Origin of the sequence: Tunicatimonas sp. (assembly GCF_049647865.1) — a bacterium.
Lineage (GTDB): Bacteria > Bacteroidota > Bacteroidia > Cytophagales > Cyclobacteriaceae > Tunicatimonas.
Genome location: NZ_JBARYM010000490.1, coordinates 1 through 3,369, shown reverse-complemented (window position 1 = coordinate 3,369; position 3,369 = coordinate 1). Strand labels below are relative to the sequence as shown.

Annotated in this window: 3 protein-coding genes; all 3 read right to left on the bottom strand. The window is 48.8% G+C overall.

Annotated features, from left to right (window positions below; all coding sequences use genetic code 11):
- Positions 1-184: 184 nt before the first annotated feature.
- Complete coding sequence (locus WBA23_RS14570) at positions 185-682, bottom strand: Uma2 family endonuclease (protein WP_424583008.1); 498 nt, start codon at positions 680-682, stop codon at positions 185-187.
- 173 nt (positions 683-855) lie between these two features.
- The gene (locus tag WBA23_RS14565) at positions 856-2,376 is read right to left on the bottom strand and encodes a DUF7133 domain-containing protein (protein WP_424583007.1); all 1,521 of its coding nucleotides are present in this window, start codon (positions 2,374-2,376) and stop codon (positions 856-858) included.
- The coding region (locus WBA23_RS14560) for a plastocyanin/azurin family copper-binding protein (RefSeq protein ID WP_424583006.1) at positions 2,373-3,369 on the bottom strand (997 nt) is incomplete at its 5' end. The genes WBA23_RS14565 and WBA23_RS14560, both read right to left, overlap by 4 nt.

Genomic DNA, 3,369 nt, shown 5'->3' with positions numbered 1-3,369 from the left:
GGGCATGACAGCAATTAACAATGTGCAATTGAAAGGTGATAGTGGATAATGAGTGACGACTGATGAATAATGATTAATTGGGTTGGTCAATGCTATTGATCATCAGTAAGTAAGGAAAGGTTTAAGGAGAATTTGGGCAGTATACTTTCGCCGGAAAGGGTTTTATCGAAGCCTCCTACTAATTTCACGGCCGATCAGGCCGGTATACGTGGGCTTTCTCTTCATGTGGGTCAATCAACCAGGCCAGTCGGCAGCCGTTGATTAGCCACATCTGCATTTTCTTCTTCAGATCCGCTATATCATCTGCATCGGATTTAAGTTCAATGACAAACTCTGGGCAAAGAGGAGCAAACTTCCGTTTTTCGGCTTCGCTTAATTGATTCCAAACTTCGTTGGAAACCCAGGCAGCATTCGGCGAGCGGTTAGAGCCATCGGGCAGTTTGAAGCCGGTAGACGAGTCAGAGGTTTTACCGAGTTTGTGTTCTATATTCCAGTTGGCTAGTTGCCGTAAAATTTCGGTGTTTAAATATCCTGATAGGGAACTGGTAGGAGACATAATGATGATTTCTTGGTATTCGTTACGCTCAATACGTAAATCACGGTTGTCCTGACAGAAGCGGTAAAACTCTTTATCGGTCATCTGGCGTATCTGTCGGCCCCTGAGTACGAAATAATGTTCCATTTCCATAGAGTATGATGGTTGTTCAATGGTTCAACTGTTCGATTGTTAAATAATTGGGTTGCTCAATGGTTGGTTGTTAAATTGCCATGGGTCATTAGTTCCTTACTCTTCACCCTTCACCCTTCACCCTTCACCCTTCACCCTTCACCGTCTATCTTTTTCCGGTCTTCCGTCTACCGACTGCTCAGTGCCGTTTGGTTGGTGGGCAACTCATTGAGTGTATAGAACAATCGATTGTTTTTTAGCGCGACTCCTTCCACACTGTTTAACTGACCTAATTGCAGATCATATACGTAGCCGGGGGTCATCTTATCTAACGTTAGGGTAACCTCTTTGCCCTCTTCTGAGATTTGAACTTGCTTTACGGCAACAGTCTGTTCATCCATCCGGGGTGACCCGTACTCCTGATGATAGGCGTAGTAGTAGTGCGTAAACTGATAATTACTAGCATTCTCGGCCATCGAACGGTCTACCGGACGTGTAAACGTTAACTTAAAACCCCGGGGAGTCACATTCATACGAAGCACGTCCATCGGCATGCCGCCGTGGTAACGAATGCGCTGAATACCCCGATCACCTACCCAGACATAGGCCGATTTGCCGACCCACAGGTTACCATCCGGGCCAAACACCATGCGGTGGTTTCCGATAGTTAGTCCGGCAGAATCGATAAATGAGGTGCAAGCCCCTTGGAACTGTCCGTTCACCTTCTCTAGCATTACCCGCATGATCCGCGGAAAATCCATCTCCCCTACCAGAAACTGTCCGGCGAATGGACCAAAGTTATTATCCTCCGGAATAACCAGCGGCTGCGTAGGAGAATTAGACATAATATTGTGCGGGAATAGCACGGCAGCTCGGGTTCGCATACTGTCTAACGTAGCTACGGGCATTTCTTCCGGGTCACCACTCCAGCCTTCACGCCACACCAAGCTGGAAATCTGAACGTAGAAATTCCCTTCTTCTATGTGGTACAGTTTGCTGGTGCCCAACCAGTCGCCCTGATTATCGGTGACGAATAAGTTACCCTCCAGGTCAAACCCGATACCATCGGGCGAGCGGAAACCACTGGCCACCGGCTCCAGCACTCCGTCTGGCCGCAGCTTCATTACCCAGCCCCGGTACTCTACTGCCGAATACATTCCGGCAACTTCGCCGAGCATATTGACTTCACCTCGCACTTCATCCCAAATGCCCGCGTTCTTAGAAGCACAGTTCAGGGCGATATAGAGGTCTTTACCATTGTAGGCGGGGCCGTAGGCAAATTCATGATAATTGCCGGATAGACCAAAATCATCGGTAGCCACCAGATATTCCTCGGCTTCGCCATCGTCGTCATTGTCAACTAAACGAGTAAGCTCAGGGCGTTGCATCACCAGCACTTCCCAGTTATTTAAAACTAATATCCCTAGCGGATCGTGCAAGCCTTCGGCAAACAACTCCCAGGTCTTTTCTTTGAGATCGTACGTCATTATTTCCCCCCGATGAAACGCGACGATCATCCGCCCGTCGGGCATAAAGTCTATCCCTCCTATTTCGGCCGTCAATCCTTCCGGCAGTGGCACATCCTCTACGGAATAAAAATTATTAGTGCGCTGGTCGTTAATAATGCCTGACTCCTGTTCGGTGGTTTGAATAGTACATCCCGCCATCGCCAAGCTTAGCATAATAATTATTAAACCATACCTTCTCATATCTCGCTCATATTTTCAGTAATAGTGATCGTAAACTCCTGCGCTTCCTCGGGGCTAAGGCGTAGTGTTTTTTCGTCTTCCCACTCGCCTCGGTTGCTGTAGTACAATACGTTCTCTTGTCCTTTTATAAACCGGAGCGGCTCAGTTAGACCAGAAAAAGTAAGCACCCGCTTAATGCCCGGGTTTTCAAATACCGGAACAATACGCTCGGTGACTTCTACATCATCCAGCCGGTACTTAAAGGTAGGATAGCGGTTCTTCATTTCATAGCCCAAAAACTCTACCGTAGGAATTTCTTGCTCTTCTCCGATACGAAACGGAAACTCGGTGCTATCCCGGTAAAAAACCGTTCCCACTATTGCGGCTAACTCCTTGCCTTTCCCTGACCAGTGTTCTTCCAAATTGATAAACCCACCTTTCCAGGCATAGCGCAGTCGGCACTGTCCGGCATCCCAGCAGTAGCTAATATCTCCCAGTAAACCTACGGCAATGCCCGCCGGGCCACTGTCTGGCATAAAGGTGCGATACATAGCCGGAAGGATATCGGGATAGGGATGCCTCGGGAGCTTTTCCTCGACTACATCTTCATCGTTTCGGCGACTAGCCGGTACGTTTTCGTCGGTAGCTAGCAATGGTAGTTGATTGTTGGTTACGTAGATTGCCCCGTACATCACCGCTCCGTGCCCAGGGTAGGTGCATACATAGGGGTAAGCTCCCTCCTGCGACGGAGCTCGGAAGGAAATAGTGTACTGTTCCTCCGGTAATATCATAGGAATTGCCTCTAGCACCAAGTCGGATATTGGAACGTAATCGGTGCTGCCCTGCTTGGCTAGCTCCAGCGACATATCAACCACTTCTTCGCGCGCGTTGGGGCGAGTCATCACCCAGTTGTGAGGCATCTCATCAGTATTCATCAGGGTCAGCTCTACCCGAGCGGCCGGAGGCACTTTGATTCTAACCTGATCGTACTGCAATCCTGATATCGCCTTAAGA